At 61.9% G+C, this 23,307-nt stretch carries 21 protein-coding genes, 1 tRNA gene and 1 riboswitch; all 22 genes read right to left on the bottom strand.

Features of this window, described 5'->3' with window-relative positions:
* Window positions 1–109 precede the first annotated feature (109 nt).
* Window positions 110–979, bottom strand: a complete 870-nt coding sequence (locus QMC81_06925; protein ID MDI6907200.1) for an NADH-quinone oxidoreductase subunit H — start codon at window positions 977–979, stop codon at window positions 110–112.
* Window positions 979–2,922 carry a proton-conducting transporter membrane subunit gene (locus QMC81_06920; protein ID MDI6907199.1) on the bottom strand — a complete coding sequence of 648 codons (1,944 nt, stop codon included), beginning with the start codon at window positions 2,920–2,922 and terminating at the stop codon, window positions 979–981. The genes QMC81_06925 and QMC81_06920 overlap by 1 nt, the downstream gene beginning before the upstream one ends.
* Before the next feature lie 354 nt (window positions 2,923–3,276).
* Entirely contained in the window at window positions 3,277–4,434 is a 1,158-nt protein-coding gene (locus QMC81_06915) for a DUF362 domain-containing protein (protein MDI6907198.1), read from the bottom strand.
* Window positions 4,435–4,559: 125 nt separating this feature from the next.
* Complete coding sequence (locus QMC81_06910; protein MDI6907197.1) at window positions 4,560–5,315, bottom strand: LysM peptidoglycan-binding domain-containing protein; 756 nt, start codon at window positions 5,313–5,315, stop codon at window positions 4,560–4,562.
* 2 nt (window positions 5,316–5,317) lie between these two features.
* Window positions 5,318–5,461, bottom strand: a riboswitch (cyclic di-AMP (ydaO/yuaA leader).
* Window positions 5,462–5,519: 58 nt separating this feature from the next.
* Complete coding sequence (locus QMC81_06905; GenBank protein ID MDI6907196.1) at window positions 5,520–5,933, bottom strand: hypothetical protein; 414 nt, start codon at window positions 5,931–5,933, stop codon at window positions 5,520–5,522.
* A 3-nt stretch (window positions 5,934–5,936) separates the two neighbouring features.
* On the bottom strand, window positions 5,937–7,853 hold the full coding sequence (gene selB, locus QMC81_06900; GenBank protein MDI6907195.1) for a selenocysteine-specific translation elongation factor: 1,917 nt from the start codon (window positions 7,851–7,853) through the stop codon (window positions 5,937–5,939).
* A gap of 86 nt (window positions 7,854–7,939) precedes the next feature.
* Window positions 7,940–9,349 (bottom strand): L-seryl-tRNA(Sec) selenium transferase, encoded by a 1,410-nt coding sequence (gene selA, locus QMC81_06895; GenBank protein MDI6907194.1) that lies wholly within the window; start codon window positions 9,347–9,349, stop codon window positions 7,940–7,942.
* A gap of 34 nt (window positions 9,350–9,383) precedes the next feature.
* Entirely contained in the window at window positions 9,384–10,076 is a 693-nt protein-coding gene (locus QMC81_06890; protein ID MDI6907193.1) for a DUF4198 domain-containing protein, read from the bottom strand.
* A gap of 78 nt (window positions 10,077–10,154) precedes the next feature.
* Complete coding sequence (gene mqnC, locus QMC81_06885; GenBank protein ID MDI6907192.1) at window positions 10,155–11,234, bottom strand: cyclic dehypoxanthinyl futalosine synthase; 1,080 nt, start codon at window positions 11,232–11,234, stop codon at window positions 10,155–10,157.
* Window positions 11,221–12,069 (bottom strand): menaquinone biosynthesis protein, encoded by an 849-nt coding sequence (locus QMC81_06880; protein MDI6907191.1) that lies wholly within the window; start codon window positions 12,067–12,069, stop codon window positions 11,221–11,223. Before QMC81_06880 ends, mqnC begins: the two co-directional genes overlap by 14 nt.
* On the bottom strand, window positions 12,070–13,173 hold the full coding sequence (gene mqnE, locus QMC81_06875) for an aminofutalosine synthase MqnE (protein ID MDI6907190.1): 1,104 nt from the start codon (window positions 13,171–13,173) through the stop codon (window positions 12,070–12,072).
* Between the two features lie 17 nt (window positions 13,174–13,190).
* The gene (locus QMC81_06870) at window positions 13,191–14,045 is read right to left on the bottom strand and encodes a UbiA-like polyprenyltransferase (protein ID MDI6907189.1); all 855 of its coding nucleotides are present in this window, start codon (window positions 14,043–14,045) and stop codon (window positions 13,191–13,193) included.
* Window positions 14,035–15,489 carry a menaquinone biosynthesis decarboxylase gene (locus tag QMC81_06865; protein ID MDI6907188.1) on the bottom strand — a complete coding sequence of 485 codons (1,455 nt, stop codon included), beginning with the start codon at window positions 15,487–15,489 and terminating at the stop codon, window positions 14,035–14,037. Before QMC81_06865 ends, QMC81_06870 begins: the two co-directional genes overlap by 11 nt.
* A 7-nt stretch (window positions 15,490–15,496) precedes the next feature.
* On the bottom strand, window positions 15,497–16,222 hold the full coding sequence (locus QMC81_06860) for a class I SAM-dependent methyltransferase (GenBank protein MDI6907187.1): 726 nt from the start codon (window positions 16,220–16,222) through the stop codon (window positions 15,497–15,499).
* Between the two features lie 28 nt (window positions 16,223–16,250).
* A complete protein-coding gene (locus QMC81_06855; GenBank protein MDI6907186.1) occupies window positions 16,251–17,000 on the bottom strand; it encodes a polyprenyl synthetase family protein in 750 nt (249 codons plus the stop codon).
* Between the two features lie 155 nt (window positions 17,001–17,155).
* Complete coding sequence (gene speD / locus QMC81_06850; GenBank protein MDI6907185.1) at window positions 17,156–17,533, bottom strand: adenosylmethionine decarboxylase; 378 nt, start codon at window positions 17,531–17,533, stop codon at window positions 17,156–17,158.
* Window positions 17,534–17,684: 151 nt separating this feature from the next.
* Entirely contained in the window at window positions 17,685–19,844 is a 2,160-nt protein-coding gene (locus tag QMC81_06845; protein MDI6907184.1) for a hypothetical protein, read from the bottom strand.
* A 52-nt stretch (window positions 19,845–19,896) separates the two neighbouring features.
* On the bottom strand, window positions 19,897–20,958 hold the full coding sequence (gene corA / locus QMC81_06840) for a magnesium/cobalt transporter CorA (protein MDI6907183.1): 1,062 nt from the start codon (window positions 20,956–20,958) through the stop codon (window positions 19,897–19,899).
* 12 nt (window positions 20,959–20,970) lie between these two features.
* On the bottom strand, window positions 20,971–22,101 hold the full coding sequence (locus QMC81_06835) for a glycosyltransferase family 4 protein (protein ID MDI6907182.1): 1,131 nt from the start codon (window positions 22,099–22,101) through the stop codon (window positions 20,971–20,973).
* A gap of 99 nt (window positions 22,102–22,200) precedes the next feature.
* Window positions 22,201–22,389, bottom strand: coding sequence for a ferredoxin (locus QMC81_06830; protein MDI6907181.1), 189 nt, complete (start codon window positions 22,387–22,389; stop codon window positions 22,201–22,203).
* 93 nt (window positions 22,390–22,482) lie between these two features.
* Window positions 22,483–22,560, bottom strand: a tRNA-Pro gene (locus QMC81_06825).
* A 94-nt stretch (window positions 22,561–22,654) separates the two neighbouring features.
* Window positions 22,655–23,299 (bottom strand): HAD-IA family hydrolase, encoded by a 645-nt coding sequence (locus QMC81_06820; protein ID MDI6907180.1) that lies wholly within the window; start codon window positions 23,297–23,299, stop codon window positions 22,655–22,657.
* Between the last annotated feature and the right edge of the window lie 8 nt (window positions 23,300–23,307).

The raw sequence follows: 23,307 nt of genomic DNA, 5'->3' as shown, positions 1-23,307 counted from the left end.
CGTTGCAGCCGCCGCAGCAATAGTGTACGATCCACGGCGACTTAAGGCGTGACTTGGCGATGAGTCCCATCAGACTTACTCCTCCCCTGGCGTAAAGATTGCCGTCCCCTTAGAGACCCGGGCCGTAACCGGCCACCTGAATGATGACGATGTTGGCCAACAGAAGACCGACTCCCAGGACCCAGCTGACGCCCACCATCCAGGACCACCGCAGGCGGGCGGCAATATTATCGATAAGAATCTCAAGGATGAAACAGCCCAACGCGAGCAGGGCCCCCAACCAGAGCGGCTGGGCCCAGAAGAGGGCAATGAAGCCCAGGATCAGCATCAATTCATACCAGTGCGTCAGTTCGATCAACGCCAGGAAAGGGCCTGAATACTCAGTATACACGCCGCGAACGATTTCCTGGTGGGCGTGCTCCGAGGCCGCGATGTCGAACGGCGACTTCCTCATCTTGATCCCCAGGGCGATTAAGACGGCGAGAAAGGCCAGGGGTAAAAAGACGAGCAGCGGTCCGCCGTGGCTGAGGACGTCCGCAACCATAAAACTGCCGGTTTCAAGGAAGATGGCCACGGCCGCAAGGAGCAGGATGGGCTCGTAGGAAAGCATCTGCATGATCTCCCGGTAAGCCCCGAAGTGGGAATACGGCGATTTCACCGAAAAAGCCCCGAAGGCCAATGACGCCCCGGCAAAGGCAAGCATAAAGAAGATGACCAGGAGATCCTGCCCCAGGCTGAAGAGGATCAAGGCCGCTACCGTCAGGACCAGGTAGGCCCAGGCCCAGATCAGGTTCTCGCGGGAGCTGACCAGGCGCGACTTGCCCAGAAGCTTGAAGAAATCATAGAACGGCTGAAGGATCGGCGGCCCGATCCGTCCCTGGAGGCGGGCCGTCAGCCTCCGGTCCACTCCACGCAGCAGCCCCCCTGCCACGGGGGCGACGAATATGGCCAGGACCAGGGCCAGGATGTCATAAAGCATTACATCATCACCCCCGCGAAGAGCGCCGCCAGGAGCAGGATGCCGGCGCCGTTTATCCAGTTGTTCAGTTGGTTTTCCCCGAAAGCACGTTGCCAGTAAACCCCGCCGGTTGCCGCCGTCACCGGAACATCGGCCACGGCGCGGAAAGACACCGGATCGGCGGCCACGTTCTCACCGCAGAGGTAAGCAGGCTGCAATTCATCGCGGCGGACGCGGATAAACAGGGCCGGCAGGACAATGGCCACCAGAACCGCGGCGAACAACGGCCACGGGCTGAATGTACCCAGCGCCGTCCTAAGCTGCCATCCCGAGGTATCGAAAGGAACGCCGTAACCCATTTCCTGTCCAGCAGGCATAACCAGCAAGGACATAAGCGGAACGATAAAGACACTCAAGACAACGGCCGTCGAAACCAGGACCAGAAGGGCGCCGTAGGCGAAGAAGGGGCGGCGCTCAGCCTTTTCCTCTTTCCGCGCCACGATGAGGTTGCTCATAAGACGCCCGATCCATTTACTCCAGAAAACCAGTGTAGCCGCACTGCCGACAGCCAGGAAGGTCACCACCAGCGGGAACCAGGGTGAAATCGGTACGGCGGCCGCCTCCATGCTCGCCCACTTGGCGAAGACCGCGCCGAACGGAAGGAAGAGCATAGTGATCATCCCGACAATGGCCGCGCCCGTAATCAGCGGCAGGCGGGACACCAGCCCCTCCATGTCCTCGATGTCACGGCTCTCGATCTGCTGTTCGATGGCCCCCACCGCCAGGAACAACATGCCTTTAGAGACGGCGTGAAAGATGATGAGGGCAATGGCCGCGGCTATGGCCAGGTCCGTATTGATCCCTGCACAGCAGATTATCAGTCCCAGGTTGGAGATCGTGGAGTAGGCCAACACCCTCTTGGAGACACGCTGGCTGATGGCCACCAGCGCGGTTGTCATAAAGACAAAGGCCCCAAAGACGGCCACGGCGGCCGAAAGAAGCGTGCCCTCAAAACTCGGAGCCAACCGTAATACGAGGTACACCCCGGCCTTGACCATGGTACTCGAGTGCAGCAACGCGGAAACCGGCGTCGGCGCCACCATGGCCCCCAACAGCCAGGACTGCCACGGCACCTGGGCCGCCTTCGTGAACCCCGTAAGGCAGAACAGCGCCAGCGGCAGAAGTAAAGCCGGGCCGACGGTCCCGGCCGCGGAAATCTCATCCAGGGCCAGCGTTCCGGCGCTCCGGAAAACGAGAATCATTCCCAGAACACAGGCGACGGCGCCCACCAGGTTCATCCACAGCGCCCGCAGCGCGGATGCCTGGGCCTCGGACGTCAGATCATGCCTGATGAGATGGTAACAACAAAGGGTGGTGATTTCCCAGAAGAAGAAAAGCCAGAGGATGCTGTTGGCGAATACCAGGCCGTTCATTGCGCCGAGCAGGCCGATCAGGAATAAAAAGAAGACCGGCTGCCGGGTACGGCTCAGCTTGAGGTGTTTCTCATGCTCCCGCATATAGTCCAGCGCATAGATGACAATCAACGAGCCAACGACGGAGATTATGAGTCCCATAACCACGGCCAGCAGGTCGACCCGGAAAACCCGTTCCACCTCGTATCCCGCGGGAAGCACGGAATACTTCAGCAACGGGAAAAGGACCCATTGCCCCAGGGTCAGGGCCGTGACCAGCACGTGTCTCGACGTAATGCCGATGTACAAGAAATACGCCAGCATGGCGAAGTCAAGGATCGTTATCGGCATTTCCCAAGCTTCGGACGGCGAGAAGGTGACCGTCCCCCGCCCGAGGACGGTGAACAACAACGCCACCGAGGCCGCCATCAAGGCCAGAGAGGCGGCGATCACGAGCGGCCGACGCACCTTTTCGTCCCTGACCGCCAACCCCAGCAGACCCACGGCAAAGGGCAGGAGGATCAGGACGGCGATAAGGTTCTCACCAGGCATGCGGTTTACCTCCTAACTTGAATCCTAACACCGACGGCTAATGTTGGGCGAGCGGAAATAACTTTCAACCCACCTCCTCGGGCGGCCTTTGCCGGGGTGGAATAAGTCGCGGCCAAAGGGCCGCGACGGTCAAGTATTACTTGTTGGAGCGAAATGGCCAAGCGCGCGCAAAGAGGGCTGGAGCGATTATCCAAATGCGTGCTAGGTGACGTCAGAGTGTGATTAGTGAAATAAAATACAAGAACTTGCTTTGCGCCTTTTAATTGTTAGTATAATTCTAACTTTTCGCCATTTTCTAGTCAAGCTTTTTAATATTCCGATCGCTTGTTTTTAACGAAGCCCGGAAAACAACGATCAGCGGAGCCGCACCAACTCATATTCACGCTTCCCCAGACCGATATCTTCGGCATAGGCCAACTGCCGTGACCAGTCTATCGCGGGGTACAGCGCCCGGAACTTGTCGGCGCCGGCCGTCAAGCCCGCCAGGCGCGATGACTCCAGCCCCCGTTCGCGGTTCACCAGATCCACGCAGGCCTGGTCCAGAGCCACCGGGTCCTTCGAGGCCAGAAGCCCGATGTTGCGCACGACGGGGGCATCACTCCAGCCGCAGCAGTCGCAGTCCGGTGTCACGTCGGTGGCAAAGGTGATGAAGGCGGCCTTGCCTTGCTTCTCCCTCAGCACGCCGTAGGCATACTCCACGATCTTCTCTTGGATCAAATCCGGTTCCGTCTTCCAGTTAATCGCAATGGCCCCCTCCGGGCAGGTTACGGTGCACTCCCCGCATCCGATACAGTGCTTGGGGTCGATGGCCGCCACTTTCATTGAAAGCCCGTCAGGCGCCCGCCGCTCGTCGGCGACACCACCCACCGGGCCGCGCGGGTTAAGGGTGATCGCCCCCGCCGGGCACCAGCGGATGCATCGACCGCAGCCCCGGCACTTCTCAACCCCCACGGCAGGCAGGATATCAGAATGCATCATCTGTTTTCCGCTCCGGCAGCCGAGCCCCATTCCAACATTCTTGAGGACGCCGCCGAAGCCGGTGGCCTCGTGGCCCTTAAAATGGGAGACAACCACGAGCGCATCGGCATGGTGCACGGCGCTGCCGATCTTGACCGCCCGGAAATGCTTCAGGTTCACCTCCACGTTCACATAGTCCTTACCGAGCAAACCGTCGGCGATGATGACCGGCGCCCCGACCACGGCGAAGTCGAACCCGTGCAACACGGCGGTTTCCAGGTGGTCAACGGCGTTGGCCCTCCCGCCCACATAAAGGGTGTTAGCGTCGGTCAAAAAAGGCTTGCCGCCCGCCTTCTTGATCAGGTCCACCAGACGTCGCAAATACTGCGGGCGCACGTAGCTAGTGTTCCCGCGCTCTCCGAAATGGCACTTGACGGCCACCAGGTCGCGCCTGGCGATCACCTGGTCGAGCCGCGCCCGCCGGAAGAGCCTCTCGACCTTGTCAAGCAGGCTGTGCTTACCGCGCACATCGGCGAAATAGACGCGTGAAGCCATTCTCCACCTCCGTAACATAGAGTGCCCCATCAATTCGCGTTCCGGGGGGGCAACCCCTTCCAAAAGGGTAAAAAAAGGGCCGGACCCGCTCCGTCGGGGTCCGGCCGCCTTGTCGGGAGTCATCGCTAACAGAAAACAAAGGCGCCCATTCTTAAAGCTACCGGGAGAGAATGCAGATAACGGTTACCCACCCACGGTTCAAAGAAATAGAGCGCACCCCCGGTGGGGTCCCAACCCGCCAGGGCGTCCCGGGCCGCCCGCACGGCATCCGGCGAGGGCGGGCGGTTAATCCAGCCGTTTAAAACCGGCTCGAACTGGAAGTGGCCGTAGGCTGTATCGTAAATCACCCCGGGAATGCTGTTGGGAAAGAGTTGACTCCTGACCCGGTTCAGGACCACCGCCCCAACTGCGACCTTGACCAGATAGGGCTGATCGTCGGCCTCGGCGGTGATCAGCCTGGCAAGCAGTTCGAGATCCCGGCTGCCGCCGGTCGACCAGCCCCGGGAAACCGGCGCCGCCGCAACCGGAATATAGAGAACCTGCCCCGGATATATGGTCCAGGACCAGATCCCGTTGGCCTGCATGATGGTCGCCGCGGGAAGGCCGAACTTACGGCCGATCAGGTAGAAGCTGTCCCCCGGCCGCACGGTGTAACGCGTTCCCGTCGGATCCGGTACGGTCAGGCGCTGGCCCGCGTAAATGTAATCGCTTGTCCACAGGCCGTTCAGACTGCGCACGGTGGCAACGGTGGTGCCGAACCGCTGGCTGATCAGGTACAGGGAATCGCCGGGGCGCGCGGTATAGGTGGCGGCGGGGCTGGCTGTGGCGGGGAGTAAGGCAAACAAGGCACCTAAAACAAGAATAAGCAAAGATCGACGCAAGAACCTGCCCTCCTTGAGCCTCCGGGGTTAGCTGACGGGTTCGGGTGAGGGTACCCTACCGGAAAATATACTCACCTCCTGGACCGGATTCACCCCAAAAGTGTTTTCCCCCGTACCCCTTGAAGGGGATTCGGCTTTTGCGACAATTATACCTAAAAAATACAGATTTGTTAGAATGTAATTATTGGGGCCGTTACCATGGTCCTACCTGGGGATGGATGCCAGGAACTGGTATGCGGCCGTGCGAGCATTCTCAACCAGGCGGGCCAGGTCTTCATCCGTGGCCTGGTCCACGTGCAGCCCGACGCTCACCACAACGGGCTGGCCCAGAACTCGGGCTATCGCCTCCGCGACGGGCCGCGCCACCCGGTCATCCTTATGCCCGGGAACCGGGACTACGGCCACATCGGCGCTCGGCGTACGGGCGTCCCGCAGGCTGGGCCTCGGCAGGCCCAGCGCCACCGCTCCCACGTGGGCATGTTCCCCCCCTACCAGGGTGACCACGGCCCCGTCCCCGGTACAAACCGCGTGCAGGAAGACACGGTGGCGGCCATCCCCGACGGCCGCCTCATAAACCTGGTATACGCCCCTACCCCCGTTTAGCTCCCCGGAACCCACGGCTCATACCCCCTGGCCCTTCGCCAGTTTACGCTTGTCGCCCACGCGGCGGGTGAACCGAACCTGGTCGAGGTATTCGAGCAGCGGAAGGGCAAACTTCCGGGAAGTCTGCAGGAGATCACGTGCTTCACCGACCGTGATTTCCCCCTTCTCCCGGATGAAGGCCGCGACGGCCTCCTTGGCCCGCTCCACGGTATCCCGGTGCAGGTACAGGTCATCGCCCAGCTTGATCAGCCGCCCTTCTCGGAGCAGGAAGTGCAAATACTCGGAGGACTCCGTCTCACCGATCCCCTGACCCGCCGCGGCCTCCACAAAAGAAGGCGGCTGGAAGCCCCGCGCGGCGAACACATCGTCCAGGGCCTTCACCCGCGCTTCAAGAAGTGGCGAAAGGGATCCCGCGCCCGGCAGGCGGACACTCTTTTCCAGGACCTCGATTTCACCCCGCTGCGCCAGGTTCTGCAAGAAACAAAGGAACAGCCGCCCGCTGACGCTCGAGAACTTGCGCGAACGCAGTTCCTCCTTAGGGTAACCCTCGCGGAGGGGATAGGAAGAGCGGTATTCTTCCAGCGCTTTCAGGACCCTTTGGCGCCAATCCGCATAGACCTGGGCCGCCATGTAGAGGTTCTGCCCCTCGCACTCAAGCGTTTCCACCTGCCCGTCGGCAGCGAGTGCCGCCAGGGACTCCCCGACGGTTTCCTGATTCAAGCCGGCGGCCTTGGCCACTTCGCCGGCCGGCAGTGCTTCCCCGCGCCCGGTCAAGACCTGGACGACCAGTTCTTCCGGCGTCCCCCGCTCCAGGGTCGCCAGGGCTTCGATGGTCTCATCGCGGTAACGCTTGTGCCGGGGCGGATGAGGGTCAATGACCGTGCCTCCCCCGATGGTTCGCATGGGGGAATAGGACCGGATCACAAACCGGTCACCCCTGGCGGCCACGGTAGGCTCCTCCAGGATCAGTTGCGCGTAAGCCCGCCCGCCCGGGTCGAGAGCATCCCGGTCCAGGATCACCGCCCGTCCAAGGATCTCGGCCGCGCCCAGATAGAAGCGGATCCGCGCCCGGTTCTTCAAGGGCCGCGGCGCCTCGGGCAGCAACTCCAGGCGCGCGTCAAGACGCTGTGTGGGCCTGAAGGCCTGTGGCGGAACCAGAACCTGGCCCCGGTCAACGTCGCTTACATCCACGCCGGCAAGATTGACGGCGACGCGTTGTCCTGACCCTGCTTCGTCCACTTTTCGCTTGTGCACTTGCAGGGAACGGATCCTGGCTTTCAGACCCCGGGGCAAAACCTCCACGGCGTCACCCACCCGCAGGCGGCCGTCCACCAGGGTACCGGTAACCACCGTGCCAAAGCCGGTAACCGAAAAGACACGGTCAATGGGCAGCCGCGCCGGCCCGGCTCCCCGCCGCTCGGGAAGGTCGGCGGCCAGTTCGTCGATCAGCCGCACAAGTTCCGGCAGCCCCTCGCGCGTTACCGAGGAGACGGCCAGGATCGGGGCGCCTTCCAGCACCGTTCCCTTCAGGAAGGAGGTTACCTCCTCCCGGACCAGTTCCAGCCATTCCTCGTCTACAAGGTCGATCTTGGTGAGGACCACGATCCCCCGCTTGATCTCCAAGAGCTGAATGATCTCAAGATGCTCCCGGGTCTGGGGCATCACCCCTTCATCGGCGGCAATGACGAGCAGGACAAGGTCGATGCCGCCGACGCCGGCGAGCATATTCTTGATAAACCGTTCGTGGCCCGGAACATCCACGATACCGGCCCGCCGGCCGCTGGGAAGATCCAGGTAAGCGAAACCCAGTTCGATGGAAATCCCCCGCTCCTTCTCCTCGCGGAGGCGGTCTGTATCAATACCTGTGAGGACGTGAATAAGGGCTGTCTTGCCGTGATCCACGTGGCCGGCCGTCCCGATGACCAGGTGTCTCAAGCCGCTTTTCCCCCTTTGTGGCCACCCCTGGGAAGCGTCCGTTTCTTTTCCCGTTGCCCGAACGGATACGCTCCTGGATCGGGTTGTTACCTGAGCGCACCCGCCACCAGCCTGGCCGCCACGGCAATCTCCTCATCCTGCAGGGTGCGTACGTCGAGCAGCAGGGTATCGTCCTGCACCCGTCCGATAAGCGGCGGGTCGCCGCTCCGCAGCGCGGTCACCAAACCGTCCACCGTGCCGCTGTGCGGGCGCACGGCCACGACACGCGTCGGCAGCACGGCGGTAGGCATCGCGCCCCCTCCGACCTGGGAAAAAGCGTCGCGCGCTTCCACCAGAGCCCGCTCGCCAACCAGTTCGCCCAGTTCGCGCTCCAGGGCCGCAGCGCGCTTCGCCAGTTCCCCGTAAGGCGCGGTAAGCATGTGCAGGGTGGGGATCGTCCGCAGGGCCTGATCCGGTTCGCGGTAGGCGCGTAAGGTAGCCTCCAGCCCGGCAAGGGTCAGCTTGTCGATGCGAATAGCCCGGGTCAGAGGGTTTTTCTTCATACGCTCGACCAGGTCGGCCCGCCCGACGATGATCCCGGCCTGAGGCCCGCCAAGCAGCTTGTCCCCGCTGAAGGTCACCAGGTCGGCCCCGGCCCGCACCGTTTCTTGAACGGTCGGCTCATAAGGAAGGCCGAAGCGGGAAAGGTCGACCAGGAAACCGCTGCCCAGATCCGACATAACGGGCAACCCGAACTGGTGTCCCAGGGCCGCAAGCTCCCCGACGCTAACCTCGCAGGTAAAGCCCACGATGCGGTAATTGGAGGTATGGACGTGCAACAGCAGAGCCGTCTCGGGATTGACCGCCCGCTCGTAGTCACGGCGATGGGTCTTGTTCGTCGCCCCGACCTCGACCAGCCGTGCGCCGCTTTGCTCCATCACTTCGGGAATGCGGAAGGAACCGCCGATCTCCACGAGCTGGCCCCGGGACACGATGACTTCTCGGCCTCGCGCCAGTGTGCTGAGGGCGAGCAGAACCGCGGCGGCGTTATTGTTGACCACCATCGCCGCTTCGGCGCCGGTCAGCTCGGCCAGCAGGCCCTCCACCAGAAAGTAGCGTGAACCCCGCCGCCCGGTGGCCAGGTCAAACTCCAGGTTCGTGTAGCGCCCAGCAGCCTCGGCTACGGCCTCCCGCGCCTGTTCACTGAGCAAGGCGCGGCCCAGGTTCGTATGCAGCACCACCCCGGTCGCGTTAAGCACCCGCCGCAGGTTGGGCAGGGCCGTCCGCCGCACCCTTTCGCAGACATCCTCGGCCACCCGCGCCAGGGCTTCTTCCCGGGTTGCAAACGTGACCGGGGCTTCGTCACCAAGGATCGCATGTCGCCAGCCCTCCAAAACGCGCCGCGTCTCGGCCACGAGCACGCCGCGCGGCTGCGGACCCACACGGTCGTCTATCTCACGCAACACCTCGTCCACCGGCGGCAGCAGGCGCAAAGCCCCATGCCTTTCAGAAGCCATGGATCATCCTCCGTATCTTCCGTCCATTCCGGCATTACGAAATATCAACAGAGTACACCGCCTGAAGGTTGTCGTAGGGGTCGCGGGCGGGATCGGCCGGCGCCGATTCGTGGTCAACGATGACCAGCCAGGTCCCCGGGCTGAGGTTGACGGCGGCCAGCCCGGCCCCGTCGGTACGCGTCAGGCGCGAGATCCTGCGTCCCCGGCAAGCCGCGGAAACACGTGCCCCGGCCAACGGTTTGCCGAAAAACAGCACTGCAAGTTCCAGTGTTCCATCCCGCAGCGCCAGGGGTACGATTTCCAGTTCCGTTCCGGCCGGCCCCGGCAGGGCCGCTTCTTCCGTGCCGCAAACGACGAGGGCCTTGGCGAATTTCCTATAATGCACGTCCCTCACCGCTTCCACCCCGGGGTTGGCCTTCCGGCCCCCGGGGAGATGACGCCCGTCAGCCAGTACCGCCCAAAGGCCCGCATCGTACGCCGCCAGAACGGCCCAGACCCCGGGTACGTCGGCCGTCAGAGAGGCCCGCAGCGACCGGCCGTCCGCCCGCGCTTCGAGGTCACGACTCCCGCCCCCCGGGGGGAAAGCCCAGACCCGCGCCCGCGCCTGGTCGATGTCTCCTTCGGGCTCGAAGTGGTGGCCGTAAATAAGGTTGACGGTGAATGTTTCTCCCGGGCGGGCCATGGTGGGACATTTCAGCCAAAGGTTATGCGGTGCCAGTTCAAACACCCTCCATAAGCTCATTCTTTCATTAATATTATAACCGTTCATGGCATTGGACCGGCCGTGGAGGACCCGGCGTTTGCCCTAATCCCAGGTACGCAGAACGGTGTAGTCCGTCGCCCTCTGGGCGGGAGTGAAGCCCGCGTCCCGGATGACGTGCAGCATCTCCTCCAAGGGTACCCGGTGGCAGGCGCCGGCGGCGCGGACAACGTTTTCCTCAAGCATCGTGCTCCCGAAGTCGTTAGCCCCAAAAGTTAGGGCAACCTGCGCCACCTTCGGCCCCTGGGTGACCCAGGAACACTGCAGGTTATCGAAGTTGTCCAGCACCAGCCGGGCCACGGCCAGGGTCTTCAGGTAGTCGAGGGCCGTGGACCCCGACCCGCCCAGGTGCGTATTCGAGGGCTGAAAACTCCACGGTATGAAGGCCGTAAAACCTCGGGTCTCGTCTTGCAGGTCCCGCAACCGGATCATGTGCCGCACCCGCTCCTCCAGGGTTTCCACAGCTCCGAACATCATCGTCGCCGTGGTGCGCATGCCGAGGGCATGCGCCTGGCGCATAACGTCCATCCACTCCCGCCAGCCGATCTTAGCCGGGCTGATCTCCCGCCGCACGCGGTCCACCAGGATTTCCGCCCCTCCGCCGGGAAGCGAGTCCAGTCCGGCCTCCCGCAAGAGGACCAGCATGTCCCGGACCGCATGCCCAAACCGGCGGGAGAGATGGACGATCTCCGGCGGGGAGAAGGAGTGGACCTGAACCTGGGGGAATTCCCGCTTGATGGCCCGCAGCATGTCCAGGTAGTAGTCCAGCGGCAGGTCCGGGTGGAGCCCTCCCTGGATTAAGACCTGGGTGCCGCCGAGGTCGACCAGTTCCCGGATCTTGTCCAGGATCTGGCCGTGATCCAGCACGTAAGACCCGGGCTCGCCGGGAGAACGATAAAACGCGCAGAAGCGGCAGCGCGAAACGCAGACGTTGGTGTAGTTGATGTTCCGGTCAATGACAAAGGTCACCAGGCCCTCCGGGTGGCGCCGGCGGCGAATGGTATCCGCGGCCCGGCCCACGAGAAGAACCTCATCGGAGGCCAGCAGCGCCGTCCCTTCCGCCTCGTCCAGCCGGCCGCCGGACAGGGCCTTTTCCAGGACGGCGTGGATCTTAACCAAGGCCATCCCCCCAAATGTCAAGGCGCACCCGTTCCTCAATAAGGCCGCTCTTGTAGGCGTAATCATAGTAGGTCAGCAAGCCCCGCCGGTAATCGGCGTCGAGTTCGTGACGGATGATGCGGAAATAGTCCTCAAGAACCGGGCGGGGCAGCCCGGTCCGGCGATGGGCGACGTCAACCAGCGTCGGCGTCTGAGCCGCCCCTACCCTCTTGGCGGTCAGCAGGGCCCCGGCCGCGGCGCGGGTGCTCTCCGGATCACGGGAGGCAAAGTCCCTGCGGATGACCCAAAGGGCGAAAACCATCGGGTCCCCGGTGAAGTCCTTCCAGGCCTGCCCGAGGTCGGTGACCACCAGCGGGCTGCCCGCCTCCTGCACCCGCCAACGCTCCCGGATGGCATTGTCGCCGATCAGCAAGGCTGCGTCGGCCACGGCCAGCATCCGGTCCAGGTCGTCGGGCATCGTCTCGTACGTCGCCTCAACGTGATAGTAATGGTGAAACAGCACCTTCAGCAGCACGACCGAGGTGGCCGAGGTATCCGGCAGGGCCACGTGGCGGCCGTCCAGCTCCGTCACGGGACCCCTGCTGAAGAGGAAGATGCTCCCCACCCGCCCGTCGGAGGCGATGGAGATATCGGGGAGGATAACGCATTTCCCGGGATTACGGGCGTACTCGATAGATGAAATAGGCGTGACGTCAAGCTCTCCCTCGAGAAAGAGGCGATTGAGGCGTGTTGGAACGCCCTTGGTCAGAGTGGCCTTAACCGGCACCCACCCCCTCTCAAGGGGATAGTAGACGGGCAGGCAGTTCAGGTAATCGACCCGGCCCAGCCTGATGAAGGCCATCTAGAACTCCTCCCGGATAACGTTGTAAAGGGTGTCCCTTTCCACCGGCCGCCGGCCCGCCGCCCGGATCTGGCGCACCAGTTCCCGCCGTGTCGCGCTCTGTGCCGTCTCGGCCCCGGCGGCATGGGTGATCCTCTCCTCCACCACCGTCCCGTCGAAGTCGTCGACGCCGAAGCTCAAGGCGACCTGGGACATCTTCTCCCCGATCATAATCCAGTAGGCTTTGATGTGATCAAAGTTGTCCAGCATGAGCCGGGACACAGCCAGCATTTTGAGATCGTCATATCCCGTGGTCCGGTCGCGCACGACCCCCTCCAGTTCGGTATGCCGGCGGTGGAAGGCCAGCGGAATAAAGGTCAAGAAGCCCCCCGTCCGGTCCTGCAGCGCGCGCAGGGCGAGCAGGTGGTCCACCCGCTCCTCGGGCGTCTCAACGTGACCGTACAGCATGGTGGCGTTGGTGCGGATCCCCAGGCGGTGAGCGGCCTCATGCACATAGAGCCACCGCTCGCCGCTGATTTTCTTCGGGCAGAGCAGTTCACGCACCCGCGGGGAGAAAACCTCGGCCCCGCCCCCGGGCAGGGAGTCCAGACCGGCCTGGTGAAGGGCGAGGAGAACGTCTTCCACCGCCATTTGGTGGCGCTGGGCCAGGTACTCCACCTCCACGGCCGTGAGGGCCTGGATCACGACGCCCGGCAGGGCTTGACGCAGGAGGCGCATCATTTCCAGGTAGTATTGAAGGTCGAGGTCCGGATGCAGGCCGCCGACGATATGCACCTCGGAGATACCCAGGGCCCACGACCGCCGGGCCCGTTCAACGATCTCGTCCAGGGTCAGGGCGTAACTCCCGGGGGCGCCGGGATCCTTGCTGAAGGCGCAGAAACGACAGCGGTTGACGCAGATATTGGTCTGGTTGATATGCCGGTTGACAATGAAATAGACCCGGTCGCCGTGCTTGCGCCGGCGCACCAGATCGGCCAGATAGCCCACTGTCAGAAGATCCTTGGAATGCAGCAGGCGTATTCCGTCCCCCCGGTCAAGGCGCTCCCCGCCCAGGACTTTCTCCACTATGTCCCGTAGTTCACCGTCCGCGAAGAGGCTTTCCAACCTGTCCTTCCCCTTCCCTACCGGAGTACGTCAACCAGAGTAAAGCAGAAGATCAGGATACTCAGAACAGCGTTGGCGTGGAAAAAGGCGACATTGACCCGGGAAAGGTCTCCCGGGTTGACAATTGCATGCTCGTATGCCAGCAAGGCAATGGCCAGAGCAACGCCAAGGAAGTAAAACACGCCGAGGTGAAGGGCCATGCCGGCCGCCAGGAACAGCGCCGGCGCGACAACGTGAAAACCCCGGGCGATGCGCAGCGCAATGGGTATCCCGAACCGGACCGGAATGGAATGAATACCGGCCCGGATATCGAAGTCATGGTCCAGGCAGGCATATATGATGTCAAAGCCGGCCACCCAAAACAGGACGCCGAGGGCCAGGAGGATCGGGGCCAGGTCGATGCGGTTGGCGATGGCGATCCAGGCTCCCAGAGGGGCAAAGCCGAGCGCGGCCCCGAGCCAGAGGTGACAGGCCCAGGTGAAGCGCTTGGTATAGGAGTAACCGACAAGGATGGCTACCACCAAGGGGAAGAGGCGGACCGCCAGAGGGCTCAGCTGGTAGGCGGCGATCAAGAGCAAAGCGAAGGAGATAATAACATAGATCCAGACCTCACCGACCGAGAGCAGCCCCTTCGGTAAAGCCCGGTTGGCCGTACGAGGATTCCGCGCGTCGACGTGGCGGTCGATCAGGCGGTTTAACGACATTGCCGCCGTGCGGGCCCCGACCATCGCCACCGTGATCCAGAGGACATCGCTCCAGGCCGGCAGGTGCCGTTCGGTCAGGAGCGCCCCGACAAAAGCGAAGGGCAAGGCAAAAACGGTATGCTCGAATTTGACCATTTCCAGAAAGGTGAGCACGCGGCTAAAGGCCATAGCTCTCCCACTTTCCGTCCACAAGTGTTTTGATTTCGGGGTCCATAACGATATCATCCGGCCACTCCCGCGGGTGCCCTTCCCCCGGCCCCTTGCGCGTGGCGTCAAGTCCCATCTTGGTCCCGTAAACCGGCGCCGGAGAGGAGTGATCCAGTACATCGAGCGGCCCGTCGGCTAAAACCAGGTCTCTCCGCGCGTCGATGTTGTTAAAGACCCTCCACCAGACTTCGGACGGGTTATGAACGTCCACGTCGTGGTCGACGACGACAATCATCTTGGTGAACATCATCTGACCCATACCCCAGAGGGCGTGCATGACCTTGCGCGCCTGGCCGGGGAAATCCTTCCGGATGGAAACCACGGCACAGTTGTGAAAGACGCCCTCCAAGGGAAAGCTCATATCTACAACCTCGGGCAGGACCACCTGGATGAGCGGCAGGAAGAGCCGCTCGGTAACCTTGCCCAGGAAGGTGTCCTCCATGGGCGGGCGCCCGACGACGATCGTCGGATATATCGGCTGTCTCCGGTGCGTGATACAGGTGATATGGAACACGGGATAGTCGTCGGCCAGCGAATAATACCCGGTATGGTCACCAAAGGGTCCTTCACGCCGACGTTCTTCGGGATCGACGTAACCCTCCAGGATGATCTCGGCATGTGCCGGGACCTCGAGGTCCACCGTGAGGCACCGGACCAGTTCCACCGGCTGTTTGCGAATGAAGCCGGCCAGGAGAAGCTCGTCCAGGTCGCGGGGCAGGGGCGCCGTGGCGGCGTAGATCAGGGCCGGGTCACCCCCGAGGGCGACGGCCACTTCCAGGCGCCGTTTCCCGGCGCAGGCCCGGCGGTAATGCCCTGCACCGTCCTTGTGCAGGTGCCAGTGCATCCCGGTGGTCCTTTCATCGAAAACCTGCATGCGGTACATCCCCACGTTCCGCCGTCCCGTCTCCGGATCCCGTGTGAAAACCAGGGGGAGAGTAATGAAACGGCCGGCGTCCTTCGGCCAGCATTTGAGAATCGGGAACTGCGCGAGGGTCGGCCGGTCGCGGACGACCACCTCCTGGCAGGGTCCGCCGCGTACGACCTTCGGCAGGAAAGACGACAGCTCGGCCAGCTTTGGCAGGGTCTTCAATTTATCCAGAAAGGTCGTGGGCAGATCAGGCTGCAGCAAGCGTACAAGCTCCCGTCCCAGATCGTCGAGGTCATCCACCCCGAGAGCCAGACGTACCCGCTCCTCCGATCCAAAGGCGTTGATCAAGACGGGGACATCGTAGCCCCGTACCCTTTCAAATAAAAGAGCCGGGCCCCCGGACTTGACTACCCGATCCGTGATCTCGGTAATCTCCAGCTCAGAGTCCACCTCGACCGAGATGCGTCGTAGGAGTCCCCTTCGCTCAAGGGCGTTTATGAATTCCCGCAGGTCCCGGTACGAAGACACTCTCCACACCTCCACCCTAAACCCTGGTTCCCACGTGCACGGCGACGATCCCGCCGGTAAGCTCATAATAACGGGCGTCGGCCAGCCCGACGTCGGCAAACAGATCCCTCACGGCACTCTGATGCATGAATGAGTTCTGAGACTGGGCCAGCCAGTTGTAAGGCCCCTTACGCCCCACCCCCAGGCGCCCGAGCACCGGGATCAATCCGTTAAGGTAAAGGTAGTAGGCCTGCTTGAAAACCGGCAGACTCGGCTTGCCGAACTCCAGGCTGACCACCCGTCCTCCCGGCCGGACCACCCGGGCCATTTCGGCAATGGTCTTCTTTACATCAGGCACATTGCGCAAGGCAAAGCCGATAGTGGCACAGTCAAAGGCGGCATCCGGGAAGGGCAGGTCGATGGCGTTTCCCTGTTGAAAGGTGACCAGCCCTCCGAAGGGATAGCGGCCCCGGTTGGCATTCGCCCTCTCCAGCATCTCAGGGCAGAAGTCGATCCCGACCACGCGCCCGCCGGGGCCGACCGCCCGCGCCAGTTCAAAGCTTAGCATCCCTGTGCCGCAAGCGACATCAAGCGCCTGCATCCCGGGTCTCAACCCGCACCTGCCCACGGCAAACCGCCGCCAGGCCTTATCCCGGTTGAAGCTCAGAATGGTGTTGAGCAAATCATAACGGTGGGCGATGGTCGCGAAAACCTCGCGCACAAACTCCTGCTTATGCTGGGAATCGGTAGGATTAAAAGACATCGCCATCTCCTTACGCGCTTCCTTATTCTTATCCTTCTATGGCGGCTGCCGCTGCCGGCTCCGGCATGCGCCGGCAGAGGTAGTCGATCAGCCCTTCAAGGATGTCCCGCGCCGCCACCCGGGGAAGGTGGGCGACACCCAGGCGCGCCTCGGAAAAGTAAACGGCGGCCGGACGAAAAAGAGTGTTCTGCAGCAGGGCATAACCCATGCCCAGGCACAGCCCGAAACGGTGTAACGCTTGTTGCTGCTCCGGCCCCGCTCCAATCAGGTCGCCGGCGCAGCGACAGGACTCGGCGAACAGCCCGGCGGTTTCCTTGCGGAGCGTCTCCAGGGCCGCCGTCTCTCCCCCCGGAGCCTTCCGGCACTTTTCGACACCCCCTTCGCCCATCAGACAAACGACTTCCGCCAGCGGCCCTATGAAGCGTCCCAGTCCGGACGTGGCGGCCAGGGAAAAGAATCGCGAATAACAGTAATCACCCAGGAGAATGGCCTTCGCCGTTTCGCCCCGGCCATCCTCGGATACCGTGGCGTGCAAACGGGCGGCCATAAAAATGAGTTGCACCAAGCCGGCCAGTGCCAGTACCCGGTCCCGTGCGCCGTGACAATTACGGGTCACAGCCAGAACCAGAGCCGGGCGCAGATGAAAATCCACCGAGCGGTCCTCGCTTACCGGCCACGCTCCGCCATCCCCGCCAAAGTCAGCCAGAGGTCCGGTGGCGATCCTTTGATAGGCCTCACGGATGTCGGCCCGAAGAAGGTGCAAGGGGTCGTGAACCAACAGCAAAACCTCCGGCGGAACGAATCCCTGGTTCTATTCGCTTTGAACTCTGCCTTTTCCTGTCGGAAAAATAAAACGGCCCTGCAATCCTCTCTTGACTGCAAGGCCTAATTACAACCGAATTTTCTTCGGACTCGTACTAATAAATATCCCCCCTATAGATTAGCCGCTTTTCCCATCGCCTCGGGGAAGATGCCCCGCTTGGTCTCGTGGGCTTTCACGTACTTGGCGCCGAAGTGTTCACTCAGGTAGTTGCAGGCGTCCCAAGGATCAACCCGATCCCCGCAGGTGAAGACGTCGACCGCTGCGTAACCGAGTTCGGGCCAGGTGTGAATCGTGAGGTGTGACTCCGAGATCACCACGACACCGCTGACCCCCTGGGGGCTAAACTTGTGGAACACGTATTCTCGAACCTCGGCTCCGGCCTCCAGGGCGGCGTTAATCATCGTCTCCTGGACATTCTGGACATCGTTCAGTGCATCGAATTCACAGCCGTAAATCTCAGCCAGAATGTGGCGCCCCAAAGGTTTCATTTACATTATCTCCCCCTTTAATAAAAATTGATTGGAATCCGCCAAACCAATTAGTAAGGTTTGGCTAATCGCAACCACATTAAATTGTAGCATAATCACCTCGCTTGTCAACAAAATTCTTCCCCATGCACCCTTCTACAATATGCAGCTGTCAATCCTCCAGGAAGTAGTACATAAGCGGCGGGGCTCCGAAAATCATGGCCGTGGCCGCGGCCACGATCCCCGAGTCGTTCACGACGAGCGCCACGAAACTGGCGACAATAATGCCTACCAAGCCATGGAAGAGGAACCGGTACCTTTGGCGGAAGGCCTGCATCCGGCCTATGGGACGGAAAAACAGCAGCGCCAGGCCGGCCAGGCTGGCCAAAAAGACCCGCGACCAGATGGTGTAGCGGATCAGCTTGACGTTCATACTTACCTTCCGGCCGATAATGTCCCCCGCTTCCTGCAGTCCGGCGGTCAGCCCGCCGCCGAATACCGCCCGGGCGGCACGCCCGATGTGGGTCTGCTGTTCGGGGCTGCGCAGGGCGTCAAAGGTAATAAAGGCCCCGATGAAGGCGGCCGCGGCCACGCCACCCAGGAATGCCGTGCGGTACGTGAAGCGCACCCCCGCAAAAGTCAGGAAGACGGCGATGAAAGAGACGGCCGCCGTAACAGCCCCGCCGAAGTTAGCGCCGAGTTGGGGGTGAGCCGTAACCACAAAAACAAGGGCCAAGAGCAATCCTACCCCCGGTAGAACGCCGCGGCCTGGACCGACATGGGTTAGGATGGACGCCACGCTCAGGATGACGGCCCCCATCAGCACTCCCATATATTCGTTGCCCAGTCCGTAAAAACGCGCCCCGCCCAGAGGGTCGTAGCTCAGGAGCGAGTGCTTCTGCAAAGGAGCGCCCAGACAAAGGTCCGTGATGATGAGGACCACGGTGAACAACGCGATCGCCGTAAAGGCCGTGAGCGGCCTTCGCCGTCCCAAGGCGGACGCGGCGGCGGCAATGGCGACGGTGACAATGATGAGCTGCAACCCTGCGGCCGGAGCCGAGGTGTAGGGGCGGGCAGCGATGAGCAGCGCCGCGGCCGGGAAGGCCATGATAGCCAGGAGCAGCGTCTTAAGTCGGAGACGCCGGACAAACCCCGTCTCCCGGACGAGGAGGGCCAGGATTACCAGGCCGACCACGATCAGCTGGGTGACCATGTAGCCTTTAATGATCGGGACACGGATATTGTGCGCCAGCACGGCCTGTCGCCCGTTGGCCTCCACGGCGGTGAAGCCGCCCCCGGCCACGGCGAGGATAGGTCGGCCATCCATCTCGGATGGCTGCGGGAGATTGAAAAACCGCAATACGGTGGGCGCCATGTCGATGTTCAAGACGATACCCGGGCGACGAGTTGAGGCCGAGGTAAGGGTGTCGCCGTTCACTCCGGCGCCGGCCATTATCACCGGGGCCAGCGTGGATCCCTCGATGATCGCCTGGGCGGGCGGCGTCGGTACGACGACCACCAGCAGGTCACGGTCAGGGTCCAGGGTTTCCCATACCCGCCCGAGGAACGTTCCCGCGCGATCCAAGGCCAGGGCGCGTTGGGTGGCGAAAACCCCGGGCAGCACATCCTGCCTGCCTTCATCAAGCCGGGAAAGGTCCCCGAGGTCAAGGACAACCATATCCTGGTCCGACCCCTGAAAGGCTTGCCACAGTTTATCATAGTCGGTGCGTAAGATGCCCGGGAAGGCAGGGTCGACGGTCAGCAGGCTACGACCCACATCCCCGGCGTCAACGTAGCCCCGCTGATCCATTGCCAGGAGTGCGGCCGGCCGCCGGGCTACGCCGAGCCAGTCGGCGTTGCCGAAAACGGCCGTCCTCAACCCCGCGGCGTGCAATGCGCTGCCCAGGGCGCCGGGACGGACGGTGTAGGGCAGCCTTGCGCTCTCGCTTCGTACCGCCGCGATACCCAAGTGGACAACGCCTCCCGGCGCGGCCTCGACCCCGGTCCGCCGGAGGTATTCGGCCGCCGCGGTCTGGTTATGCAACATTTCCGCGGCGTTATAGGCCTCCATGCCCGCCCCGGTGGCGATAGCGCGGCTCCCGGCGCCGATCGTCGCATGCGTGTTCTCCACATTCCGTGCCCCGCCGGTGTTAGTGTTCATTAACCCCCATGCCAGCCGCCGCGTCATCTCCGCGGGAAGATCCAACTGCTTCAAGTCATTCAGGTCGGCCCGGTCCAGGACAACCAGAACCAGCCTTCCTTGAGCCGCCGCCGGCTCTTCGGACCCCTGGGCTGCCCCCGCACCCCCGAACAGGAGAAAAAATAGCGTCAAAACCCAGACACCCAACCCGCGCCCAGTCACGGACAGTCCTCCCAGCCTTTTTCTAAAGCCATTTACGCTTTCTGAAACACGCCAGCATGGAAACACTAATAAGAATCATAATCAGCCAGACCACAGGGTAACCCCAGCGCCAGGAGAGTTCAGGCATGTATTTGAAATTCATGCCGTATACCCCTACAATGAAGGTAAGCGGAATAAAAATCGTGGCGATGATGGTTAAAACCCGCATTACATCGTTGAGCCTGTAGCTGACACTTGACATATAAGTGTCAAGCAGTTCCGAGATCATGTCCCTGTAACTTTCCACGGTCTCAATGATTTCAGCGATATGGTCGTAGACGTCCTTTAGGTAAACGAGAGTGCTCCTTTTTAGAAACGCTGATTCTCCCTGCTCCAACCCGCTTACTATTTCCCTTAACGGCCATACCGACCGCCGAAAGAGCATAAGCTGTTTTCTCAGGTCATGGATACCGGCCAGGGTCCTTTGAGATGGCCCGGAGATCACCTCTTCTTCCAGGAACTCAATATCCTCCCCCACCTGTTCCCCGATCCTGTAGTACTCGTCTACCACGGTATCCACCAGGGCATAGGCCAGGTAATCCGCGCCCATGGTCCTAATACGCCCTTTGCCATTCTCAATCCGCCTCTTAACGGGATCGAAGGTGCCGTCCTTGTTCTCTTGAAATGTCAGCACGTAATTCGTACCCAAGACAATACTTGCCTGGCTGGCGGATATCCTGCTGTGCTTTTCGTCATAGGACAGGATTTTAAAGGCCATATACAGGTACTCAGCATATTCCTCCACCTTGGGGCGCTGTTTGGTGTTCAGGATGTCTTCCACCACGAGCGGGTGCAGGCCGAAACGGTTTCCGAGTTTTTTCACCACCTCAACCTGGTGGACGCCGACAACATTTACCCATACCGTGGCTGGGCCCCCGGGAGCCTCAAGGTCCTCGGGCTTTTCTACCACCTTCTCCCGGTACGATTCTTTGTCGTACTCCAGGACGGTAATCGTCACTTCTTCAGCCTTGCGGGGGCCTATGTAAATGGGGGTTCCGGGTGAAAGCGCGGCCTTTTGCGACACCCGTTCTTCAAACTTCGCCACTCATATCACCTCTCAACCCGTCGTCCCTAAGATCTGGCGGTATACATCCAGAGTTTTTTGAACCATCCTTTCCGAAGTAAACATGCGGAACACCCGCTCACGACCGGCGGCCCCCATACGGGCCATACCCCCGGGCGCGTTTAGCAAAAACTGCAACGCTGCGCAAAGCGCATCCGGATCCTTGGGGGGTACGAGTAAACCCGTCTCGCCTTCGGCCACCGCCTCCGGCAGGCCGCCTACCGCCGTCGCCACCACCGCCCGCCCCGAAGCCATCGCTTCGAGAACAATCAAGGGCAGTCCTTCGGTGACCGACGGGAGGACGAACACGTCGAAGGCCGCCATTAAGGCCGGGATGTCCGTACGATACCCGGCAAAGACAACCGGTACCCCGCACTCCTCCGCCTCGCGCTCCAAGGTTGCACGTAGGGGACCGTCGCCCACCACCACGCCGCGCACGTCCGGCATACGCTCACGCAGGAGGGCCAGGGCCCGAATCAGATAGGTTATACCTTTCTGCGGCGCCAGCCGGGCGACGGTGCCGATCACAGGGGCATCTCCCGCCAAACCCAACTCCCACCGGATTGCGGTGCGTGCTCCGGAACCCGCGTCAAAGCGTCCCGGGGCGATGCCGTTATAGATGGTCACGATCCGGGAAGCCTCAATTCCCTCCCGTTCAATCAATTCACGCCGGAGATTCTCCGAGACGGTTATAATGCGATCGGTAAGCCGGCTCAAACCGGCTTCCGCATGGGCCAGCATCCACCTCTTCCAGGCCGGCCAGTCCTCATAAAGGATAGAGTTGTGCACTGTGTAAATGATGCCGCGGACGCCGCCCAGCCGGGCGGCCGGCCGGCCCACCAGCCCCGCCTTCGCACCGTGGACGTGCACCAGGTCTATCCGGAGGTGGCGCACCGCCCGCGCCAGATGATATGCACAGCGCGCGTCGGATACCGGGTTGAGTTCACCGCGCAGGGGGACAGGGATGACCTCGGCCCCGGCGGCTTCCGCTTCCGCCGCGAGTTCACCGGGGGGACAGGCCACCAGCACCTCGTAAGACGGCACCGCCGCTCGCACCAGAGTAAGCAGATGGTTTTTCATCCCGCCCGCCGCCGGGCGGATAACCTGCAGGACCCTCTCCCTCATCTTCCCCATCCCAAGCGTTTACTAACATGATTAATTCGCCTCGAAAAAGGAAAAAGCCTCCCCCGATGGGAAGGCTTTCTCACCAGGACTTTTTGTTTTCTAATGTTCGCGGATCGCCTCCGTCGGACAACCCTCTATAGCATCCTGGGCGCATTCCTCCAGATCATCGGGCACTTCATCCTGAGTGGCGGTAGCCTTGTCCTCCTCGCTCCAGTCGAAGATTTCCGGACAGGTATCGATGCACGCCCCGCAGCTAATGCACAACTCCGGATCAACCTCCACGCGCATCGGCCCACCTCCCTCTGTTTTTGTCAACGCATAGTTTGGCTGGCCCCGCGAAAAGTATACAAAAAAAGGCCTTTCGGCCTTTTACTTTCAATATGGTCGGAGCGACAGGACTTGAACCTGCGGCCTCTACCACCCCAAGGTAGCGCTCTAGCCAAACTGAGCTACGCCCCGACATTTCACTATCTATTCTAAGGAATACCGCCCTCAAAGTCAAGCCGGGCTCCTGAGCCGTAAAGCGGGTGGAAGGGGGGACCGGCGGCGGCCGTCAGGCTGACCGGCGCAGGTAGGAATCGAGATCGGCCCATTGGAGGAGGACGCCGTCCACTCCGAAGCTGTTTAGATCCTGCAAAGGCGTTAACCCCCAGGACACCGCCAGCGTCCTTACGCCGGCCCGGCGTCCGGCCTCGAAGTCAAACGGGCTGTCCCCCACGAAAACCGCGCCCCACGGGGGCGTTCCAAGAGCCCTGAGCGCCTTTACCACCGGCTCCGGGTGGGGCTTGGTCCGGTGGACGTCGTCGGCCGTTACCATTATATCAAAAAGCTCTTCCAGTTGAAGGAGCCGGAGAGCCAGACAGGCGCCGTGGCGACCCTTGGACGTGACCACGCCGGTTTGGTAACCGCGCCGCCCGAGGGACTCCAGGATGGAGCGGCTGCCGGGGAAGGTACGCAAGCGTGCGTCATGCCCGCGCTCGTATTCACGCTGGTAAAAGCGGATGAACTCGTCCGCCCTTGACGGGGCGAAACGCGCCGCGATTTCCCGCAGGGAGATTCCGATAAAGCGCATGACTTCCCCGTCCCCCCACGGTAGTCCCATGTGGCGAAACACGGCCTGGTAGGTATCTTGAATCAGGGATAGTGAATCGACCAGCGTGCCGTCAAGGTCGAAAAGCACCGTTTGGATGCCCTGCATGCCATCGC

It is taken from the genome of Thermoanaerobacterales bacterium (genome assembly GCA_030019475.1).
Classification (GTDB): Bacteria; Bacillota; Desulfotomaculia; order Desulfotomaculales; family JASEER01; genus JASEER01.
Note: the sequence above shows the minus strand (reverse complement) of the source record. Positions and strands in the feature narration are given on the sequence as shown.